General features: G+C 56.7%; 18 protein-coding genes. 15 read left to right on the top strand and 3 right to left on the bottom strand.

The annotated features are described in order from the left end of the window. Nucleotides 1-3 precede the first annotated feature (3 nt). The 15 genes from RX972_RS21615 (at nt 4) to ssuE (ending at nt 17,427) form a co-directional block, all read left to right on the top strand. Nucleotides 4-1,518 carry a lipopolysaccharide biosynthesis protein gene (locus tag RX972_RS21615; RefSeq protein ID WP_316878365.1) on the top strand — a complete coding sequence of 505 codons (1,515 nt, stop codon included), beginning with the start codon at nt 4-6 and terminating at the stop codon, nt 1,516-1,518. Nucleotides 1,519-1,521: 3 nt separating this feature from the next. Then, nucleotides 1,522-2,448 carry a glycosyltransferase family 2 protein gene (locus RX972_RS21610; RefSeq protein ID WP_027899253.1) on the top strand — a complete coding sequence of 309 codons (927 nt, stop codon included), beginning with the start codon at nt 1,522-1,524 and terminating at the stop codon, nt 2,446-2,448. Beyond that, on the top strand, nt 2,438-2,887 hold the full coding sequence (locus tag RX972_RS21605) for a low molecular weight protein-tyrosine-phosphatase (protein ID WP_099267206.1): 450 nt from the start codon (nt 2,438-2,440) through the stop codon (nt 2,885-2,887). Before RX972_RS21610 ends, RX972_RS21605 begins: the two co-directional genes overlap by 11 nt. After that, entirely contained in the window at nt 2,888-5,098 is a 2,211-nt protein-coding gene (locus RX972_RS21600; RefSeq protein WP_316878360.1) for a polysaccharide biosynthesis tyrosine autokinase, read from the top strand. A 46-nt stretch (nt 5,099-5,144) separates the two neighbouring features. Next, nucleotides 5,145-5,945 (top strand): WbqC family protein, encoded by an 801-nt coding sequence (locus tag RX972_RS21595; RefSeq protein ID WP_316878358.1) that lies wholly within the window; start codon nt 5,145-5,147, stop codon nt 5,943-5,945. A 5-nt stretch (nt 5,946-5,950) separates the two neighbouring features. Next, entirely contained in the window at nt 5,951-6,463 is a 513-nt protein-coding gene (gene rfaH, locus RX972_RS21590; protein WP_316878356.1) for a transcription/translation regulatory transformer protein RfaH, read from the top strand. Nucleotides 6,464-6,727: 264 nt separating this feature from the next. After that, nucleotides 6,728-7,729 (top strand): glycosyltransferase, encoded by a 1,002-nt coding sequence (locus tag RX972_RS21585; protein ID WP_263267681.1) that lies wholly within the window; start codon nt 6,728-6,730, stop codon nt 7,727-7,729. Continuing rightward, on the top strand, nt 7,726-8,970 hold the full coding sequence (locus tag RX972_RS21580) for a glycosyltransferase family 4 protein (RefSeq protein ID WP_316878351.1): 1,245 nt from the start codon (nt 7,726-7,728) through the stop codon (nt 8,968-8,970). The genes RX972_RS21585 and RX972_RS21580 overlap by 4 nt, the downstream gene beginning before the upstream one ends. Before the next feature lie 165 nt (nt 8,971-9,135). Further along, nucleotides 9,136-10,332, top strand: coding sequence for a hypothetical protein (locus RX972_RS21575; RefSeq protein WP_316878349.1), 1,197 nt, complete (start codon nt 9,136-9,138; stop codon nt 10,330-10,332). 186 nt (nt 10,333-10,518) lie between these two features. Then, a complete protein-coding gene (locus RX972_RS21570; RefSeq protein WP_316878347.1) occupies nt 10,519-11,631 on the top strand; it encodes a glycosyltransferase family 1 protein in 1,113 nt (370 codons plus the stop codon). Between the two features lies 1 nt (nt 11,632). Then, nucleotides 11,633-12,670: an acyltransferase gene (locus tag RX972_RS21565; protein ID WP_316878345.1), complete on the top strand. Its 1,038-nt coding sequence runs from the start codon at nt 11,633-11,635 to the stop codon at nt 12,668-12,670. Nucleotides 12,671-12,702: 32 nt separating this feature from the next. Then, nucleotides 12,703-13,920, top strand: a complete 1,218-nt coding sequence (locus tag RX972_RS21560; protein ID WP_316878343.1) for a glycosyltransferase family 4 protein — start codon at nt 12,703-12,705, stop codon at nt 13,918-13,920. A 12-nt stretch (nt 13,921-13,932) separates the two neighbouring features. Continuing rightward, nucleotides 13,933-15,357 (top strand): undecaprenyl-phosphate glucose phosphotransferase, encoded by a 1,425-nt coding sequence (locus RX972_RS21555; protein WP_316878342.1) that lies wholly within the window; start codon nt 13,933-13,935, stop codon nt 15,355-15,357. 160 nt (nt 15,358-15,517) lie between these two features. Then, complete coding sequence (locus tag RX972_RS21550; RefSeq protein WP_231676770.1) at nt 15,518-16,606, top strand: polysaccharide biosynthesis/export family protein; 1,089 nt, start codon at nt 15,518-15,520, stop codon at nt 16,604-16,606. A 239-nt stretch (nt 16,607-16,845) separates the two neighbouring features. Beyond that, on the top strand, nt 16,846-17,427 hold the full coding sequence (gene ssuE, locus RX972_RS21545; protein WP_316878340.1) for an NADPH-dependent FMN reductase: 582 nt from the start codon (nt 16,846-16,848) through the stop codon (nt 17,425-17,427). A 120-nt stretch (nt 17,428-17,547) separates the two neighbouring features. Here ssuE and RX972_RS21540 read toward each other — a convergent pair whose 3' ends face one another. The 3 genes from RX972_RS21540 to RX972_RS21530 all read right to left on the bottom strand — a co-directional run bounded on the left by RX972_RS21540 (nt 17,548) and on the right by RX972_RS21530 (nt 19,976). After that, the gene (locus RX972_RS21540) at nt 17,548-18,153 is read right to left on the bottom strand and encodes a LysE family translocator (protein ID WP_122395945.1); all 606 of its coding nucleotides are present in this window, start codon (nt 18,151-18,153) and stop codon (nt 17,548-17,550) included. Nucleotides 18,154-18,288: 135 nt separating this feature from the next. Beyond that, nucleotides 18,289-18,564 (bottom strand): hypothetical protein, encoded by a 276-nt coding sequence (locus tag RX972_RS21535; protein WP_099267216.1) that lies wholly within the window; start codon nt 18,562-18,564, stop codon nt 18,289-18,291. Between the two features lie 212 nt (nt 18,565-18,776). Next, entirely contained in the window at nt 18,777-19,976 is a 1,200-nt protein-coding gene (locus RX972_RS21530; RefSeq protein WP_316878337.1) for a hypothetical protein, read from the bottom strand. Nucleotides 19,977-20,215 lie beyond the last annotated feature (239 nt).

The raw sequence follows: 20,215 nt of genomic DNA, 5'->3' as shown, positions 1-20,215 counted from the left end.
GCCATGGTGCAAAGTCGCTCGGTCGTTCGCAATACCGCACTCAACTATGTCGGCCAGGCCTACGTTTTGCTGGTGGGAATTCTGATCATGCCGTTCTACCTCGGGCACCTGGGTGCCGAGGCTTATGGTTTGATCGGATTCTTCGCCGTTATGCAGACATGGTTGCTGCTACTTGATGCGGGTTTGTCACCCAGCCTGGTGCGTGCCGTCGCCCACCAGCAGGGTACGCTTGCCCGTGAACGCAGCTCAGGGCAGTTATTGCGTTCGTTCGAAATCATTTTCCTGCCAATGGCGCTGCTGTGTTGCATCGGTATTTACCTGAGCAGCCCGTGGATTGCCCTGCAGTGGCTCAACGCTAAAGACCTGCGGCCCGAGACATTGATCAACTGCATCAGCCTGATGGGACTGGTGGTTGGCCTGCGCCTGTATGCAACCCTGTATAAAAGCGGCATTCAGGGCCTTGAACAACACGCCTGGCTGAATATCGCCAACATCATCATTGCGACACTGCGTTATTTCGGCGGCCTGGTGTTAGTCAGTACCTACTCTCAGGACCCTGAGGACTACTTCAGATTCCAAGTCCTGGTCGGGCTGATCGAGACCCTGATGTTTGCTGCCCGGGCGTATCAGCAAATGCCCACCCCGCACTTCCTCACGGGTTTCAACTGGCAGCTGGTCAAGCCGATTATCCCGTTTGCCGCCAGCATGACCCTGACTTCAGTGCTGTGGATTGTGCTGACCCAGATGGACAAGGTGTTGCTGTCCGACCTGCTGCCGCTGGATCAATACGGCTATTTTTCGCTGGTGACCCTGACCACCACCGGCATCATGATGCTCACCAACCCACTGGTGCAGGCGTTGTTACCGCGCATGACGGTGATGGTGGCCGAGGGTCGTCAGAGTGAGATGAACGTCCTGTTCCTGGCCGCAAACCGCTTTGCCTGCACGTTTCTGTTTCCGCTGGCCGCCCTGATCGGCTTGCATGGCAAGTACCTGATCTATGCCTGGACCGGCGACTGGGTCGCGGCGCAATGGAGCCATCAGATTCTGTGCTGGTATTCCCTGGGCAGCGCGATCATGGCCGTCAGCGCCTTTCAGTTTTACCTGCAGTACGCCTATGGGCAGATAAGTCTGCATATCTGGTACAGCGTGGTTTCCGCCATCGTCACGGTACCGGTGATGTTCTTCGCCATTCGTTACCAAGGCGCCTATGGCGCGGCCATCTCTTGGTTTCTTCTGCGCGTGGTGTCGTTCGCCATCTGGCCGATGATCGTTCACCGCCGTCTGGCTCCCGGCATCCATGGCCAGTGGTTGCGAGACATTTTACGGATCAGCGTGATGACAGCAGTGGGTCTGACACTCAGCGAACCCTTGTTCCTGCTGATTGCCGGGGATGATCGCCTCAGCGTGTTTTTGGGCCTGGCAGTCAGCGGCCTGATCACCCTATTGATCGTCGCCGCCAGCTACAAACCGGTGGCAGCCAGAATTTTCGTCTTGTTCAGCAAACCGAGTACATGAGCCATGGATGAGATTACAAAAACTGACCCAAGCGCACCGCCATTACTGAGCATCGTGTGCCCGGCCTACAACCAGGAAGACTTCATCGCTCAGACACTGGACAGCTTTCTCGCTCAGCAGACGACCTTCAATTTCGAAATCCTGATCAATGACGATGCCTCTACAGATGGCACGGCACGGATCATCGCCGAGTACACCCAACGTTACCCGCACATCATTCGGCCCTTCTATGAGCAGGTGAACCAGTTCCAGCATGGTCGGCCTTGTGTGCCCGGTCTGTTTGCCAAGGCGCGCGGTCACTACATCGCCTATTGCGAAGCTGATGACTATTGGACCGACCCACACAAGCTGCAGATCCAGGTGGACTTCCTCGAAGCTAACCGGGACTACGTGATGACCTATCACGACGCCATGGCCTTCGATAAAAACGGTCTGCGAGGCATTCAGCTAAAAGGCAATCTGCGCAGCGATGCCAGTGCTCTGGACCTGCAGAAAGCACGACCGATTTCGACCCTGACGGTGTGCTTTCGTAATCTGCTGAGCACCCTGCCGCCCGAGCTAATGATGCCCGTCGCGCCGCTCAATGACATGTGCTGGTGGTCGCTGTTGGGCGCCTTTGGTAAAGGCAAGTTCATGGCCGAGATCAAACCGGCGGCGTACCGGGTGCACCCGGGCGGAATTTTTTCCATGCGCAGCAACAAACGCAAATTGCACATGAGCCTGCAGACCAGCAGCAGCCTGGCCAACTATTACCAGCGCATTGGCAATCAGGCCCTGTACGAACACTTCCTGAAACAGGTCTTCTGCCTGTCCCTGGCAGCACTCGGCCCGATGCACAAAGTCCAGGCGCTGCTGATGGCCATCCGCAACATGAGCGTCAATCTGCGCAGGCGTCTGCTGCCATCGATCAGCAAAGGCCATGTTCAGTAACGTGCTGGTGATCTGCGTTGGCAACATCTGCCGCAGCCCCATGGCCGAGGCGCTGTTGCTCCAACGTATCGCGCCGCATGTGCAGGTGACTTCGGCAGGAACACACGCGGTTCTCGGCTCGCCGATGGACCCGCTGGCGCAGGCGGTATTGCAAATGCATCAAGTCCGGACACCTCGACATCAAGCCCGTCAGGTAGAGAGAGCCATGCTGCACCGCGCCGAACTGATTCTGCTGATGGAGCCTTCGCAGTTGAACAGCGTGCTGAAGCTGGCTCCTGAAGTACGTGGCAAAACGTTTCTGATTGGCAAATGGCAGCAACAGCTGGAAATCGCCGACCCCTACCGGCAACCCCAATTAGCCTTTGAACAGACCTACGAGCAGCTCTCGAGATGCGTCGACGACTGGCTACCTTTTCTTCAGTCAGGAGAAACAAGATAAATGACCGCTATGAACCGCTCTTCCCTGGACTACTACCAGGACTCCCGGATCGATCTGGCAACTATCTTGCGCACATTATTCGACCACAAGGGCCTTATCCTTTTGATCGTCGGGCTCTTCAGCCTGGCGGGCGTGGCCTATGCGTTGCTTTCCACACCGATCTATCAGGCCAACGCGATGATCCAGATCGAGCCGAAAAAAATCGGTATCGAGGGCACACCCGAGGTCTCCGGCAAACCCATGTCGGTGTCTCAAGCCACGACTGAAATCGAGCTGATCAAATCCCGCGCCGTTCTGGGCAAAGTCGTCGAAGACCTCAAGCTCAATATCGTGCAGCTTCCGAAACTGTTCCCGGTGATTGGCCCTTATTTGAACCGCACGTTCAAGCAGGAGACACCCAACGCACTGGCGGAGCCTCTGTTTGGCCAGACTGCCTACGCCTGGGGCGGAGAGAAGATCGACGTGTTTCAGCTCGACGTCCCGGAAGGCCTGCTCGGCGAAAGCCTGATTCTGGTTGCAGGAAAACCGGGGTTCTTTTCTCTTTATGACGAAGACCGTACGTTGATTCTGAGTGGTGCCATCAACCAGACCGTCGAGGGCAAAGGCGCAAAAATACAGGTGGCTGCGCTCAATGCACGACCAGGCACTGAGTTCATCGTCGCCAAACTGCGCACGCTGACGGCCGCACTGATTTATCAGGACCGCCTGAAAATCACCGAAGCAGGCAAGGATTCCGGGATCATCTACCTCGCCATTCAGGACCCCGGTCCAGAGAAAGCCAATCACATCCTCAATGAAGTCAGCCGCCTATATGTGCGCCAGAACGTTGAGCGCAGCTCGGCCGAAGCTGCGCAACGCCTGGAATTCCTGCGCTCCCAACTGCCTGCCGTACGCAAGCAACTGGAAGAGTCGGAAATGGCCCTGAACGACTTTCAAACCAGCGCCAAATCCGTGGACCTGAGCATCGAAACCAAAGGCATCCTGGATCAGGTGGTCAAGCTGGATTCGATGCTGTCCGAACTCAAGCTCAAGCGCGTCGAGATAGAGCGTCTGTACACCCGCGAACACCCGACCTATCGCGGCCTGATGAATCAGATGAGCCAGCTGGAAGCGCAGAAACAGGGCCTGCTGAAGAAGATCGAAGCGCTGCCCGTTACACAACAGGAACTGCTGCGCCTGACCCGCGACATGCAGGTCACCAGCCAGACTTACACCCTGATGCTCAACAAGAGCCAAGAGCAAGACATCCTGCGTGCAGGCAGTATCGGTAACGTCAGGATCATCGACAATGCCGACGCCAACGTCGAACAGCCGGTCAAACCGATGAAAAAACTCATCGTGCTGCTGGCTGCATTGCTCGGCGTTGTCGTGGCAGTTGGCACCGTCTTCGTCCGCCAGGCGTTCTATCGCGGCGTGGAAAACCCCGAAATCATCGAAAATATTGGCATGCCGGTCTACGCGTCGCTGCCCTACTCCCGCCAGCAAGACCGACTGGAAAAGAACAGTCAGGGACGCAGCAAGGAATCGAAACTGCTGAGTGTTTCTGCACCCACCGAGCTGGCCATCGAATCCTTGCGCAGCCTGCGTACCAGCCTGCACTTCGCGATGCTTGAGGCGCGTAACAACGTCCTGATGATTTCCAGCCCGTCGCCCGGCGCTGGCAAGTCCTTCGTATCCAGTAATCTGGCGGTGATCATTGCCCAGGCTGGAAGGCGCGTGCTGCTGATCGATGCCGATATGCGCAAAGGCTACCAGCACAAGATCTTCGGTCTGAACCCCAAGCACGGTTTGTCAGACACTCTGGCAGCTCGCGTGAAAAGCACGGACGCCATCAATCACACCGAGGTACGCAACCTCGACGTGATGGCCTGCGGCTTCGCAGTGCCGAATCCTTCTGAGCTGTTGATGCATGACAACTTCAACAAAATGCTCGCCGAGCTTTCCCCGCTCTACGACCTGATTCTGGTGGACACACCACCGATTCTGGCCGTCACCGACGCCACCCTGGTCGGGCGTCAGGCGGGCACGTGTCTGCTGGTGACCCGCTTCGGCCTGACCACGGTTAAAGAAATCGAAGCCTGCAAACGTCGCCTTGGCCAGAACGGCGTGCTGATCAAAGGCGCGATCTTCAACGGCGTGCTGCGCAAGGCGTCCACCGCTGACTATGACTGCGCCGCTTATGGCTACAACTACAGCCCGGTCCGTAAATAGCGTCCAGACGCGCACTTTATTTCCCCGCATGCTCAAGGAGTTACACATGACACGGACGATCGCAATGATGCAGCCCTATCTCTTCCCCTATCTGGGCTACTTTCAGTTGATTGCGGCGGCGGACGTGTTTGTCCTCGGTGACGATCTGCAGTACATCCGCTCCGGGTGGGTCAATCGCAATCGCATCCTGAACAACGGTGAAGCAAAGCTGATGACCTTCCCGTTGAAGAAAGACAGCTTCGAACTGCCGATCATGAAACGCCAATTGTGCGACAACTTCAGCGATGAGGCTGATCGATTGGTCAACCTGATCTCCCAGAGTTATCGCAAGGCGCCGCACTTCGCGCAGGTGATGCCTTTTCTGGAGCGCTTGATTCGCTTCCCGCAGACAAACCTTGGCGTCTACACAGAGCACACGATTCGCGAACTGTGCGCTTACCTGCATATCCTCACGCCCATTCTGCGCGGTTCGGACCTCGAACTCGTGTCCTGCCTCGACAAACAGGACCGTGTCATCAACGTCTCACGCGTCTTCGCGGCCACCACGTTTCTCAATCCAATCGGTGGCGTCGAGCTGTACGACCGCAGTCACTTCGCGCGTCAGGGGCTATTGGTTCGTTTCTTCAAAATGGACCCCATCGTCTACCCACAACTGAACCAGCCTTTTGTACCCAGCCTGTCGATCATCGACGTGTTGATGTTCAACAGCGTGGAGCAGATCCAGGCGATGCTGGCCTGTTACAGCGTCGGCGATGGCGTGCAGCCCGGCGAAACAAACCCAATGGCTGAACTGGTCAACCAGGGCGATGCCGACTCCATCAAACCTGCCCACGCTGCTGCGGAGTGATTGCCATGTCTTTGAGTAACCCAGCCCGCTGGTACCTGATTCAGACCAAACCCCGCCAGGAAGCACGCGCCGAAGAACACCTGCAGCGTCAGAATTTCGAGTGCTATCGCCCGTTCAAGCCTGGCGATACGAAAAAACGCAGTGCTCGATCTGTGAATCAGGAGGAACTGTTCCCCGGCTATCTATTCATTCGTATGGATCAGATCCATGACAACTGGTACCCGATCCGCTCAACTCGAGGTGTTGCCAGAATCGTAACGTTTGGTGGCCATCCGGTGCCGGTGCAAGACGAACTGATCGAGCAGATTCGCCTGCGCCTGAGCACTCCGGCCCCAAAAGCCGAGTTCAGGTACGGCGAACATGTGCTGATCAAAGCGGGCGAGCTGTGCGATATCGAAGCGATATTCCTCGCCTGCGATGGCACCGAGCGCGCCGTCATCCTGCTCAACCTGCTGCGACGCGAACAGAAAGTGGTGTTGCCGATGAGCAGCTTGCTGCGGATGGAAGCACGGGTTTGACGCTCGCTGCGCCTGAGCCCACTTCTTGTTTCCCTGATCTGAAATGAGATCCCTGCCCACACCAGGGCAGCGCCTGTCAAACAAATGCAGTTACCTGATTTGCAATGCTTTTCTGTAGGAGCTCACGAGCACCGCGAGGCAGCGATGGCGTCTTTTCTGATACACCGCTATCGCGGCCTCGCGGTGCTCGTGCGCTCCTACAAGTCAGTGTTTGATAGCCACAAGACCGCTCCTGCTCTCTGACCTCATCCACCGGAACTCACCATGACCCAACTCACAACGCTGGTGACGCTGACCTATGGCGATCGCTACAACTACTTGCATACGCTGGTCAGCCGCTCGCTGGAGAGTCCGCTGATCAATCGGGTGATTATCGTCAGCAATGCCTCGGTTGCGCCGCTGGAAAACCTGCGCACAACCTGGCCGGGTCAGGTCGAGGTCATTTATCTGCAGAGCAACACCGGTTCAGCCAAAGGCTATTCAATAGGCATTCAGGCTGCGCTGGACGCTGGCGCTGAATACATCTGGCTGATGGATGACGACAACGCGCCGACGATCAACGCCATTGCGACCCTGCATCAGAGCCTGGCTCAGCGCCAGGCCATTGATGGTAAAGACAAGGCCGCCGTGCTGGGCTTTCGTCCTACTCACCAGGCCGACATCGCGGCCGGTGTACCGCGCCGCTTTGCTATCCAGCGTCGTTCCAGCTTCTTCGGTTTTCATATCGCGCAACTGCCCTACAAAATCTGGCGACGCTTGCCTTGGGGTCAGCCTCAGGGCAAATACAAAAAAATCGAAACGGTACAACTGCCCTTCGCTACTTACGGCGGTCTGCTCGCCCATCGCAGCCTTTACCAGCGCATCGGCCTGCCACTGGATGCGTTGATGCTGTACGCCGACGACAGTGAATACACCTGGCGCATTACCGCCACCGGCGGACGCATTTTTCTGGTGCCGGATGCACTGCTGGATGACCTTGAGGACTCATGGAACATCAAAGCGCGCACCAGCAATATCTATGAAAGTTTTCTGCTGGGCGGCTCGGATCTTCGCGCCTATTACGGTGCCCGTAATCAGGCCTGGTTCGACAAGAACATCTGGGCCTCGTCGGAATGTCTCTACAGCTTCAATCGCTGGGTATTCTTCCGCCTGTTGCGGCTGATTGCCAAGCGACGCGGTGCCGAGCAACGCTTGAGTCTGATCGAACGAGCCATCGCCGATGGCGAGTCCGGTGTGTTGGGCCTGCACAAGTCATATCCGCTATGAAGGCCCTGTTCATCAGCAGCCTGTATGCCCCGGACATCGGTGGCGGCGCAGAAATCATCCTGCAACGCACGGTCGAAGGCCTGCAGCAACGTGGCTACCAGGTCGCAGTACTTGCCACCGGCCCGCAGTCAGGTCTTGTCGAAGAGACCGTCAATCTGGTGAAGGTCTACCGCGCCGGATTGCGTAATTTCTATTGGCACTTCAGCGCCCAGCGCCCCGGTAAACTGGCGCGACTGGGCTGGCACCTGCGCGACCGCTACAACGCAGGCATGCGCGATTATGTGAAGCAAGTGATCGCCTTGGAAAAACCGGATCTGGTGGTGTGCCACAACCTGACCGGCTGGTCGGTTTCAGCCTGGGACGAGATCACCGCCGCCGGACTGCCCATCGTCCAGGTGCTTCATGATCTCTACCTGTTGTGTCCCGGCAGCACCATGTTCAGCAAAGGTCAAAGCTGCAAGACTCAATGTGGCCGCTGCGAGCACTTTCGCAAAGGCCACGAGGCCCGCTCGGCCCAGGTCAACACGGTCGTCGGCGTCAGCCGCTTCATGCTCGACACCCTGCAAGCCCAGGGTTATTTCAAAGGAGCCCGTGGCTACGTAGTGCACAACGCCAGTCCTCGTCCGGCCATACCGATCAAGGTCAAAAGCCTGGGGCCGCCGGCGAAAAATGCTCCGCTACGCTTCGGCTACATGGGCACCTTGTCCGAACCTAAAGGGCTGCGCTGGCTGATCGAACAATTCCAGCAACTGCCTATTGACGCCACTTTGCAGATTGCCGGCCGGGGTCAACTGGACGATGAAGAACGCTTCAAGGCACTGGCTCTCTCGCCAAAAATAAGCTTCGTGGGGTACCAGTCTCCTGAAGACTTCTACAAGCAAATCGATGTGGCCATCGTGCCGTCAATATGGAACGAGCCCTTCGGCATGGTCGCGGTTGAGGCCTGCTCCTGGTCGGTGCCGGTGATAGCCAGTCGAATGGGCGGACTCCCGGAAATTATTCAGGATCAGTTCAATGGCCTGCTGTGCAGCCCCGACGATCCGGACTCGCTGGGTGTGGCGATGCTCAGGTTGCATCAGCAGCCTGAGCTGCTGGCACGTTTGAGCGCTCAGGCCCGAATCAGTGTCGGGGCCCTGACAGACCTGCAACTGATGCTCGACAGCTACGAAAGCATTCTCGAACAGACCTTGCTGGACGGCACGTCATACCAGGCAAAGCCTGGTGCGTCAGGTCCAATCTGACATACCGGGCTCCGTCTTTATAAGCAGTGTTATTTACCGGCCCGTGACCAACCAGAGCCTGGACGCTTACGCTCCGGACCGTGCCTCTTCATTGAGACAACCATGCGCAAGCCGCCTCGAAGACTGTCAAGAACGCCACTGACCCTTTGTCTCCTGAGCCTGTTATTGAGCGGTACTGCAACCGCTGACGAACGATTCATTATTGGTGTCGCGACTCACTTGATGAACAAAAACGGCCTGTCGGCCAAAGTGCTGCAACTGCTCGAAGCCGCTGGCGTCGATTCGGTTCGCGATGATGCCTGGTGGCCCATAGCAGAGCCCCATTACGGCCAGTTGCAGATCGATCCCGCCTGGCAGGCATATCTGAACAGGACACAGAAGTACAAACTCAGACCCCTGCTGGTATTGAATGATAGCAACGCGAACTACGTCAGTTTCGTCAGCGGTAATCTGGCCGACCGCGTGGACTTTTACGAAATAGGGAATGAGTGGGACGAAGAGAACCCGGTCGACCTGGCCATTGCCCGGGACTACAGCAACCTGATTGAACAAACCGCCAACACACTGCGACAGCGAAAAAATCCTGTGACAATTCTGGCCAGCGCAGTAACAACCCAAGGGATGGAAGCGGGATTTGCCGACCGTCTGGTGACAGCCGGATTGCTCGATCATGTGGATGGCCTGTCTCTGCATCCTTATGAGTATTGCCGTCAGGACGGACAGCATACCCCGGAACGATGGATTGCCTGGTTGCGCTGGATCGATGCCGACCTCAGGGCTCGGGTTGCACGGCCTGTGCCGCTATACCTCACCGAAATGGGCTGGCCCGGCAACAGCGACAAATGCGGAGTCAGTGAACAGGCCAAGGCCGCCTGGCTGGCCAGGAGCTTTTTCCTGGCCCAGACCGTGCCGGATATCAAAGGTTTGTGGTGGTACGAGTTGCTGGACGACGGCAAAAATCCCGGCAACCCGGAACAGAATTCCGGTTTTTTCAATCAGGACCTGACGGCCAAGCCGTCTTATCTGACCCTGAAAGCCATCAGCCCGTTTCTGCACGACTATCGCTATGACGCCGAAAAGAGCCGGGAACTGGATAGTGTTTACCTGCTGCGCTTTGCCAAAGGATCGGAGCAGGTTCTGGTGGCCTGGAGCACCGGGCCGCCGAGTTCAATTGCAATCGATGCCAGTAGTGTTCAGACAGGCAATGTACTGCTGACCGACAGCGGCCAACCGGAACGAGGCCAGCACGACAGCGGCGTCCCCTGGAACTGCAACGACAGCCGCTGCTCGGCCCAGGTGCCGATCAACGAGTTTCCGAAAATCATCCGCCTGGGCAGCAAGCCACCGTTGTTTGCCCGGTGATACACAGCTCCCGTCAACACATGTTTCCAGTAGGAGCTGCCGAAGGCTGCGAAATCATTTTTCCTGACACGACGCCATTCGCAGCCTTCGGCAGCTCCTACAGAAACCTGGGTTCATTGTGCACCAGCGCAATCATTCATCAAGCAGACCACCACCTACCGCCATCCTGCGCAGAGACCTTCGACCATGATTGTGATCAATGCCCGATTTCTTACCCAGGAAATGCGTGGAATTCAGCGCTTTGCCGAGCAGATTTGCCTGGCGCTCAAGCAATTGCGCAATGACCTGGTTTTTGTCGCCCCCCATGGCATAAAAATGAGCGAAAGCGCCAAGGCTCTGGACGTGCAATGCATCGGCCACAACAAAGGCCACGTGTGGGAACAGCTGGATTTACCGCTGTACCTGGTGCGTCACGGTCGGCCGCTACTGGTCTCACTGTCCAGCACCGCACCCATGTTTTACGCCAATCAGATCGCCACTCACCACGACATCAATTACGTGCGCCACCCACAAAGTTACTCGCGAATGTTCCGCGCGGTTTACCGCACCGTAACGCCTGTCCTGTTATGGCGACTCAAGTCGTTGCTCACCGTCAGCAACTTTTCACGAAACGAAATTGCCCGATTCTACGGCTACCCGGAACAACGTGTTTTCGTCGTGCCCAATGCAACCAGCGATGACTTTCGCCCCGGTGTCGCACCTGCCGATAACCAACGCTATCTGCTGGCCGTTTCCTCACCCAGCGCACACAAGAACTTCAACCGCATGATTCAGGCATTCCTGACCTTGCGCGGTCATGACGACGTGCAATTACACATCGTCGGTGCCGCCAGTGAAATCTTCGCCGCGCCGGAACTGCAACGTCTGGCCTGTCGTGATCCGCGTATCCGCTTTCTAGGGCGCCTCAGCGATGCCGAACTGATCAAGCAGTATCAGGGTGCTACGGCGTTTGTCTTTCCATCGCTGTACGAAGGTTTCGGCATCCCGCCACTGGAGGCCCAGGCCTGCGGTTGCCCGGTACTGGCCGCCAATGCGGCGTCCATTCCAGAAGTGCTACAAGCCAGCACGCTGTATTTCGACCCCCTGGACGTTTCACACATGGCCTCAGCCATGGAGCGCATTCTCACAGACGAACCGCTGCGCCAGGCCTTGCGCCGCCGCGGGCTGCACAATGTCGAACGCTTTTCCTGGGAAGAGTCGGCTCGCCGTGTTTCTCAGCGTATCGACGCATTGATTCAAATCGATCCGCAGTCCAGTCCGCTACAGCACACCGCTGAAACCACGTCGGGCAAGTCTTGACATGAAACGCCTGGCTTATCTGGATGCATTGCGCGGCATCGCAGCATTGCTGGTGGTGTTCACTCACCTCTATGCCCCGCTGCTGGGTGATTTCTGGCTATTTCACGAACTGGATATCGGCAAATTCGGCGTGCTGTGGTTCTTCATGATCAGCGGTGTGGTCATTCCGTTCAGCCTGCGTCCCGGCCCTGAAGGTGCGCGACGTTTTGTGATTTCGCGGTTCATGCGTCTGTACCCGGCTTACTGGCTGTCGCTGCTGGTGTATCTGGTCCTGCTGCAACTGTCCGGCGGACTGTTCCCCTCCTGGCCGCAAATCGTTGCCAACATAAGCATGGTCCAGACGCTGATGGGTTTCGATGACGTAATCGGACTGTACTGGACGCTGTTCATAGAACTGGTGTTCTACGGCTTGTGTCTGCTGCTGTTTCTCAGCGGCAAGCTCTATGACCTCGGCGTGCGAACCCGCTGTGCACTGGGCATGCTCGTGCTGGGCCTGCTACTGGCCGTTGCCCGCGAACTCACCGAGCGCAAAGTTCCTGTGGCCCTGCCCCTGGCTTTGTCGTTGATGTTCTTTGGCTCGATCTGGCGTCAATGGTTACTCGCCGAGCACAGCCGCCAACTGACCCGCTGTCTTTTGCTGATGCTGGGGGCTTACCTGCTGCTGTTACCGCTCACGTTGCTGTTGGCCTACGGCGAAAACCTTATCGAAGGAGAAGCCGGCGGACGTTACTTGCTCACTTACGCGCTGGCGATCGCCAGCTTTCTGTTGCTGACCCGTCGTGCCCGCCTTGATCACCCGCTGTTGGTCTGGCTCGGCAGCGTCAGTTACTCGTTGTACCTGCTGCATCCGTCAATGCTGATGCTGGCCGAATACATGCTGCGCGGCCTGCAACTACCACCGCTATACGACGCCTTGCTGGCAACCGTACTGACCCTGGGCATCGCCCATTTGTCCTTTCGCTGCATCGAAACGCCATTTATCCAGTGGGGCAAACGCCTCAACAATCGCCACGCCAAGACGCAGACAGCCCGCGCCTGATGTAGAGCCTGTGCATACAGAAGGGAACCTCAATGAGAATCGCAATAGTCCACGACTGGCTGGTGACGTATGCCGGTGCCGAGCGCGTATTGGCATCGCTGATCAATATCTGGCCCCAGGCCGATCTGTTTTCAGTAATCGACTTTCTCAGTGACCAGGACCGCGCCCACTTGCAAGGCAAAGTGGCCAAGACCACTTTTATCCAGCGTTTGCCCAAGGCTAAAACCCACTACCAGCGTTACCTGCCTCTGATGCCGCTGGCCATCGAACAACTGGATCTCTCGGGTTATGACCTGATCATCAGCAGCAGCCACGCCGTGGCCAAAGGTGTGCTCAGCGGCCCGGATCAATTGCATGTCAGCTACGTGCACTCGCCGATCCGCTACGCCTGGGACCTGCAACACCAGTACTTGCTGGAGTCGGGCATGAGCAGCGGTTTCAAGAGCAAAGTGGCGCGGATGATCCTGCATTACATCCGCATGTGGGATCAGCGCACCTCGTCCGGTGTTGACGATTTCATTGCCAATTCGCACTTCATCGGCGGGCGTATTTCAAAAGCCTATCGCCGGGACTCCACGGTCATTTACCCGCCAGTGGATACCGTCAACTTCACTCCGCAAGACACCAAACAGGACTACTACTTCACTGCATCGCGCATGGTGCCTTACAAACGCATGCCGATGATTATCGAAGCGTTTGCGGCGATGCCGGACAAGCGCCTGATCGTGATCGGTGACGGTCCGGAAATGGCCAAGGCAAAGCTGATTCATGCACCCAATGTCACGCTGTTGGGCTTTCAGCCGTTTGCGGTGTTGCTGGAACACATGCGCAATGCCAAAGCCTTTGTTTTTGCCGCCGAAGAGGATTTCGGCATCAGCCCCGTAGAAGCCCAGGCCTGTGGCACGCCAGTGATCGCCTTCGGCAAGGGTGGCGTACTGGAAACCGTCTGCGGCCTGGACCATCCACAACCGACCGGCGTGTTCTACGACCAGCAAACCGTGTCATCGCTGGTCGCCGCGGTCGGTGAGTTCGAAGCCGCTCACGCCCGTATCAGTGTCCAGGCCTGTCGCGCCAACGCAGAACGGTTTGGGGCGCAACGCTTCGAAGATGAAATGAAGAGCTTTGTCGAAAGTCGCCTCGCCGCTGCACGTCTGGCACGTCAGCCCGCCCGGCACAGAACGCTTCAGGCATCCCCGATTCTGGTCAGCAACGAACAGACCGCCCGGGTCATTCCGATCAAATCCGTCTGAGCGAGCACTGCCATGCGTAATCCCGTTCGCGGCATTCTTCACGCGCATCAATCCTTGTTATCGGTTGCCCACCGCCTGCTCGACCTGACGGTCATTGTGCTGGGCGGCTACTGGCAGAGTCAGTTGAATCCAGATACATCCAGCGCCGAAGCCTGGATCCAGATCCTGCTGGCAGTGCTGGTCTTCCACTGGCTCAGTGAGTATCACCAGATGTACGGCTCGTGGCGTGGCGAGCGAATCCTGCGCGAGCTGATCAAGGTGTTCAATTACTGGGCGCTGACCTTTGTGGCTCTGCTGTCCATGGATTACCTGCTGCTCAACCATGCCGACATGCCGAACAACGCCCAGATGGCCTGGTTCGCCTCGGTGCTGGCCGTACTCTGCGGCTATCGCTTGCTGATTCGCAGCGTCCTGCATGGCTTGCGGCGACGCGGGTTCAATACCCGGCGAGTGGCGATTGTCGGGACCGGTCAGGTCGGCGTGCGGCTTGCCAAATCGATCTCCAGCGCACCGTGGATGGGGCTGCGGGTGTTGGGCTTCTATGATCTGGCAAACCCCTTGAATAAAAACCCCGAAACCGGTGCCGAGATCGCAACGGACATCAGAATACAGGGTGATCTGGAGCAGTTGATCAATGACGCTCGCGAAGGCCGCATCGACAAGGTTTACATCACCTTGGCACTCACCGCCCAACCCCACGTCCAGGAGCTGGTCAAGGGGCTCAGTGACACCACCGCTTCGGTGTACCTGATACCGGATGTGTTCATGTTCGAACTGCTGCATGCCCGCAGCGAAAGCATCAACGGCCTGGCAAGTATCAGTATTTTCGACTCGCCCATGGACGGTGCCTGGAGTCTGGTGAAGCGCGTCGAGGACATTGCGTTGTCCAGCGTGATCCTGAGCATGATCGCCCTGCCCCTGCTATTGATTGCCGTCGCGATCAAACTGACTTCCCCCGGGCCAGTGCTGTTTCGCCAGCGCCGTTACGGGCTGGACGGGCGACCGATCATGGTCTGGAAATTCCGCAGCATGAGCGTCCAGGAAAACGGCGAGGTAGTGAGTCAGGCGACCCGCAACGATGCACGCGTCACGCCGCTGGGCGGGTTCCTGCGACGAACCTCGCTGGACGAACTGCCGCAGTTCTTCAATGTATTACGTGGCGATATGTCCATCGTCGGCCCGCGTCCTCACGCGGTCGCGCACAACGAGCAATACCGTAAACAGGTCAGCGGCTACATGTTGCGGCACAAGGTCAAACCGGGCATCACCGGCTGGGCGCAGATCAACGGCTGGCGGGGCGAAACCGACACCCTGGACAAGATGCAGAAGCGCGTCGAATACGACCTGGAATACATCGAACACTGGTCCCTGTGGCTGGACCTGAAAATTATTCTGCTGACCCTGTTCAAAGGGTTTCTGCACAAGAACGCCTTCTAGTTAGCCCCTTTCAAAAAACCTTTCAAGACATCAACAACCGGCCCGAGAGGCGCTGGAGGAGGTGCGTGCATCCATCAAAAAAGCCCCGTAACACTCGGTGTTGGTAAGGGAAGCAATGAAATCACTGTGGTGCCAACGCACCTTTAGGAAGGAACACTATATGAAGCTAACCCTAGCTGTTGTGCTGCTCTCCAGTCTGATTTTGCAAGGCTGTGCTTTTGCACCCGGGCAGCACATGACCCCAGGAGATGTTGAAGCGAAAGATCCGGACGGTCCGGATGTTCAGTTGGTACAGATCACCCCGCAAACCCTCAAGCAGCAGAAGCAACAAGCCGCAGCCAGCTCCAGGCCGTTGCCCGCCGAACTGCTCAATTACAAAACGCCTGAATACATCGTCGGCCCCGGCGACACCTTGCTGGTCATCGTGTTTGAACACCCTGAGCTGACCGCACCTGGCTCGCAGGACCAACTCGACGCCAACAGCCGGGAAGTATTGAGCGACGGCACGCTCTATTTCCCTTACGTGGGCAGAATCCAGGCGGGAGGCAAAACCGTCGGGCAGATCCAGAAACAACTGAGCATGGGGCTATCGCCGCAGTACACTGAGGTCAAGGTCGACGTCAAAGTGCTGCGTTACAACAGCCAGCGCATCCTGCTCTCGGGTTCATTCAAAAGCCCCGGCCCGCAATCCATCACGAATATCCCGTTGAGTCTGGTCCAGGCCATCAGCACCGCCGGCCTTGACCTGGCCGACGCCAACCTTGCGGGGCTGACCTTGCGCCGCGACGGCAAGGATTACGTGATTGACGTCGACGCGTTGAACCGCAAAGACTCGCAATTGAGCAAGATCTTCCTCAAAGACGGCGACTATCTGCACTTGAACAGCAACTCCAAGAACAAGATCTACGTGCTGGGCGAAGTCCAGCGCCCGCAGGTCATTTCCTTTGGCACCACCAGCGTGACATTGCTCGAAGCTCTGGGTAATTCAGGCGGCCTGAATCCGGAAAGCGCCGACGGTGATGCGGTGTACGTGATCCGCGGTGCGGAAAATCAGGCTAACGCGCGCTCAACGGTTTATCACCTGCTGGCGAAAAAACCGACGGCTTACCTGCTGGCCAAAGAGTTTGAACTCCAGGCCCAGGACGTCATATTCGTCGGCCCGGCGGACATCACTCGCTGGAGCCGTTTCGTCAGCCAGTTGCTAGGCTCGGCCAACGTCATTCAGACAGGCGCCGCTTTCAGAAACTGACACGCAGAACAAACGTCCCCGCATCTGCCGATTGCGGGGATTTTTTTGCCTGCGATTTGCCTGCAAGTGTTGGTTCAGCAACAGTGAATCAACAGTTGGGGCCGGCATTGAGCACCTACGTCGTTGAGCCGCTCACCTGCGATCTGAATATTTACCTTTAATTTCAGCAACTTAAGTTATTAAACGGCGCTGGCATGCATGCTGCTTTGAAGTCCTTACGCTTTTAAAAGGAATTCAGCATGTTGGTAGTTTCACTGTCAGGCAGCCCCGCTCTCAAATCCCGTTCAGGCGTAGTCCTGGAACACGCCGGTCGCTGGCTTCGCGCCAAAGGCGTTGATGTGACGACCCTGCGTATTCGCGATTTCAACGCTGAAGATCTGATCTTCGCCCACTTCGACAGCCCGCAAGTGCTGGACTTCATCGAATCCGTCAAACAGGCCGACGGCTTGCTGATTGGCACACCGGTTTATAAAGCATCGTTTTCCGGGGCGCTGAAAACCCTGCTGGACTTGCTGCCTGAGCGCTCGCTGCACGGCAAGGTGGTTTTACCGCTGGCAACCGGTGGCAGCATCGCTCACATGCTGGCCGTGGATTACGCGCTGAAGCCAGTGCTATCGGCGCTCAAATGTCAGGAAGTCCTGCACGGCATTTTCGCCATCGATAGCCAGATCAACTATGCGGATAACGAACAAGGCGGCGAACTGGACGAGATTCTTCAGGAGCGTTTGCAGGAAGGGCTGGAGCATTTTTACCTGGGCCTGCAGCATCGCGTACAAGCGCGGCAGAAACAGGCTGGCGGGCATTTGCGGTTGGCGTTGTGATTTAAGGTCCTGCGTTGAATGTATCGCGGACAAGCACCGCTCCCACATGAGATCCCATTCCCCCTGTGGGAGCGGTGCTTGCCCGCGATAAGGCTGGACGCGATCTAAAGTGAACGCTAATCACCCCTTTAACATCGGATACAGCGAAACCACCAACAGCACCGCCATCCCTATGTTAAACACCCGCAACCAGAAGGGATCGCGCAACGCGTTGCGCAGCAGGCTGCCAAACCCTGCCCAGATACTGACAGTGGGCAGGTTGATCAGCGCAAACACCGCAGAGATGATCATCACATTGGTGAAGTACCCCTGCAGGGGTGTGTAGGTGCTGATCGCACCAACGGCCATCACCCAAGCCTTGGGGTTGACCCACTGAAACAGCGCGGCTTGCATGAATGTCTGTGGCTTGCCCTCTTCACCCACTGCGTCAGACGCCGGGCCTGATGTGGCAATCTTCCACGCCAGATACAACAGATAGGCAGCGCCGACATAGCGCAGGATGGTGTAAAGCAGCGGGTACGCCTGGAACGCGGCCCCCAACCCCAGCCCGACTGCAAGCACCAGGCTGAAAAACCCGCAGCAGATGCCCAGCATGTGCGGCACCGTCCGGTTGAACCCGAAGTTCACCCCGGAGGCCAGCAGCATCATGTTATTGGGGCCCGGCGTCACCGACGTGACGAACGCAAACAGGGCAAAGGCAAGTAGCAGATCGAGAGAGAGCGACATGGTGCGATCCAGACATCTAAAGGGCAGGCCTTCACCCTATCGAATCGGCAACCAGAAACACACGAACAGTCAGGAGAAAATACAACCGGTACAGTTCTAATCGACTACGAATTTTACGAGACTGTACTTAAGCACTTAACCTTGACGATCTTTGCTGACTTCAGCGTTATCAGCACTGATCTCACCGCGATTATCAAATGCTCGAACAGCCTGCATCTGTGGCTCAGCCAGCAGTTTCGCCTTGGCGATCTGATACTCATCGAAGGGCAAACCGCGACGATTCAGATCTTCCAACGCTAGCTGATGAGTTTCCTGAGCGGTGTAGGGACGCAATTCAACGGCATGGTGGGTCGAGCAGCCGGAGACAACAGCAACGGTCAATAACAGGGCAAATGCGTAAATGCGGTTCATGAGAGCCTCCGGATCGGGTTCATTTCGGGAATGAACCAAGGTTACGCCCGGAGCCGTTTACGCAAAAATCACTGCTCTTGATAGTCGGTATTGGTGGGGGTGGCCATTTCGCGATATGAACCCCGAACCTGGCAGACAGTCTTCGCGGACGACTTTAAAAGTCGATCGCGAAGCTGCCTGTTGTAACAAGTGATACTTGAAACCGATCATCCTTAACTACCCATATAGCGTGCAACGCCGACCCCGCTCCCCTTATCAAAATCAATGACTCGGCCGCCAAGTAAAATTTGACCGTTTGGCTGGACGAATACGTTGGAAACCGAGTCGAAGCCGCCCAGATCAGTCATCACCCTCGCATCGCTACCAAACTCCATATCCAGACGGCCAGAAGGAAGAATACGCATCAACGTGAAGTTCGAAGTGTCAGGAGTGCCAGTTGAACCACCCGCCGCGAGAATTTTCCCGTCAGGCTGCACGGCAACGGCGAAGTTCTGCACCTCATAACCGTCAAAGCTATCAAGAACTGGCAGGCCATGGTTGAACGAATTATCGCCCTGCCCCGTTGAGAGGATGCGGATCACCAGCGGAAACAACTGGGAATCGATGCCCGCAGATCCTGCTGCCACGATCGACCCGTCATCCTGGAGCGTCAACCCCGCCACTTCTGAATATGAGGCTGACTCAACTTCGACAACCAGTGCGCCCGCGTTACCGAACTGTTTGTCTAACTGACCGTCAGGGAGATAGCATTCGAACAGCAGAGCGTTTTTTGCACGACCTCCTACCAACAGTCGACCATCCGGCAGGTTCAACAGCGGACCATACCCCATCCTGAAAGTCCTGATGATCCCCGTTCCACCAAATCCAGGATCAAGCTGGCCCGACTCCGTGAGACGTATAAGTATCGCGTCATAATCATCATATGCACGCCAACTCTCGCCGGACAGCACAATCTTCCCGTCAGACTGTACGACCAGAGCTCTGAACCGTTCGGCGCTTTGGAACAGATCAATCAGCACCACACCGTTATTACCAAATCTGGTATCTACCGTTCCGTCCGCAGCACAGCGAACAACGAAGATCATTTCCCCTTCAAGGTCGCCATGAATCAGGATCTTGCCATCAGGCTGAATTGCAGGCCTGGCAGTTGTGGCCGAGATTCCTGTGCCCAGCGAGATATTGACCTGACCTTCATCACCAAACTCAGGATCAAGTTGGCCATTCGGAAGACACCTGAGTATGACGACCTCACCACCTGCCTCTGCGCCAGCAATAAGAATGCGGGCGTCCTCCTGAAGAAGAGCTGCGCCAGAGAAGTGTGTAGCCCCGGTGACCCTGTAAACCAGCTTGCCGGCATCACCAAACCCTGGATCCAGTTCACCTGCCGCCTTGCCTGTTCTTATCCTGTCCATTTCGAGATCCCTTTATTGATCGTGTTATCAGCAACACAAAATTCAATATCCAGCACTCGAAGAAGCGCTACAACTGTCAAAACTGACAGTTGAAGAGAACGTTTGGTAATTAAAAAGAGGGGGATATTTCGAATGTATTGGTCGTATTTAGAGCCACTAAAAGAACGCCGATTACATAGAATCAAGCGGACTTAAGACCTAAAATAATCTGTGCCGGATAAGATTTATCGGTCGCTGAA

Origin of the sequence: Pseudomonas syringae group sp. J309-1 (genome assembly GCF_032582135.1) — a bacterium.
Classification (GTDB): Bacteria; Pseudomonadota; Gammaproteobacteria; order Pseudomonadales; family Pseudomonadaceae; genus Aquipseudomonas; species Aquipseudomonas quasicaspiana.
This window is presented reverse-complemented; position numbering and strand designations above follow the sequence as displayed.